Genomic DNA, 1,311 nt, shown 5'->3' on the forward strand with positions numbered 1-1,311 from the left:
CATCCTGCGCCTTGTTCGGGTCCTCCCGCGTCAGCGCCTCCATCGAGAAGTCCAGGATGTCCGGCTCAAAGCCCGAATGCTCAAGAACCACGCTCCCCGGCTGCACGTCTGGATTGAAGGAGGGAATATCGGTCGAAATGGAAAACAGCGTCGTATATCTCGGATCTTCCGGTTTCGACGATACACCGAGTCGGTGGCGAACCGCCTGCCCGGTCAGTTCGCACAGGCGATTCGTATCTTCTTCCTGGAGTGCGGTCTGGACGACGCCTTCATCAAGAACGCCATCGTCCAGCCCCATCGTCAGACACTCCCCGAAGACGCGCTTGTGTATCGGCGCGAACGGGTCCGGGTTCAGGTTGCGCACGGTTTTCGCCCAGGCTTCTGCCGGGATCGAAGGAATCTGCATAGTGCCTCCCTAGATGGGCTCCATGTGTTCCGGTGGAACATGGGCCGGGATGGACGCCGGGAAACGCTTCAGGATGCTGGGTGCTTGGACGAGAAGCCTTTGGGGAACCGACTCCGGCGTTTCCGCATCCGGCGAGGAGGCTCCGACATTCGGAGCCTCCTGATCCGTCTCTACGGGCATCGTCCGCCACGCTTCCAGGGTTTCGCGCACGTCTTCCATCCCCCCTACCCCTTCGTCTTGGCCGGTTCCTTGTCGAGCGTGAACACCAGCCGGTTACCCTCGACACTGCGCTCGCCCAACTGACACGGCGGCATCGCCGGGTTGTTGCGTTGCAGCAGTTCCACCACGTCATCGGGCTGCATCTGCGGGTCCGGGTCGGGGAAGTCGGTCGCCCCGAGGCGGAAGATGCGGGTCATCGTTTCGGTCGTTGCAGTCATCATCGAGTCCTTTTCGCTTACAGGCCGAGCGGGTTATCCGCATCCGCCGTGGGTTCTTCGGTCGTGTCATTCGGCGCGGTCGTGGTGTCCGTACCGCTTGCCTGTGGCGTCGTTTCCTTCTTGCCGCCCTTCTCGGGCGCTTTCTTGGACTCCGCCGCCTGAGCGGTTTTGCGGGCCTCACGGGCATCGGCCATCAGGTCGTTCACGGTGTCGCGCATGTCGCGGTTCGTCTGCGCGAAAGGGTCGGCCAGATCGGCCAGGGCCGTCTCCAGCGCCTCGGGCGTGGAGGCGCGAACCACCAGCGGCATCGCCACCTTCTGGCGCAGCGCCTGCGCTTCTTCGGAGAGATCCTGAGTGGCGACCGCGCCGTGGAACTGGACGATGGCCCGGTAGCCATCGCCCTCGCGCTTGATCTCGACCGAGACTTCCCCGTCCCGGTCCAGAAGGTTTGCCATCGTTGCGATCATT

3 protein-coding genes are annotated in these 1,311 nt (G+C 63.2%); all 3 read right to left on the minus strand.

Annotated features, from left to right (window positions below; all coding sequences use genetic code 11):
• Nucleotides 1-406 (minus strand): hypothetical protein (locus tag F573_RS14535; RefSeq protein WP_038033634.1); only part of this gene is annotated, 406 nt, incomplete at its 3' end.
• 224 nt (nucleotides 407-630) lie between these two features.
• On the minus strand, nucleotides 631-843 hold the full coding sequence (locus tag F573_RS0114010; protein ID WP_019023111.1) for a PRTRC system protein C: 213 nt from the start codon (nucleotides 841-843) through the stop codon (nucleotides 631-633).
• Nucleotides 844-860: 17 nt separating this feature from the next.
• On the minus strand, nucleotides 861-1,311 hold a 451-nt coding region (locus tag F573_RS14540), incomplete at its 5' end, for a hypothetical protein (protein ID WP_038033637.1).

This window comes from Thioalkalivibrio sp. ALE23 (assembly GCF_000378545.1).
GTDB lineage: Bacteria > Pseudomonadota > Gammaproteobacteria > Ectothiorhodospirales > Ectothiorhodospiraceae > Thioalkalivibrio.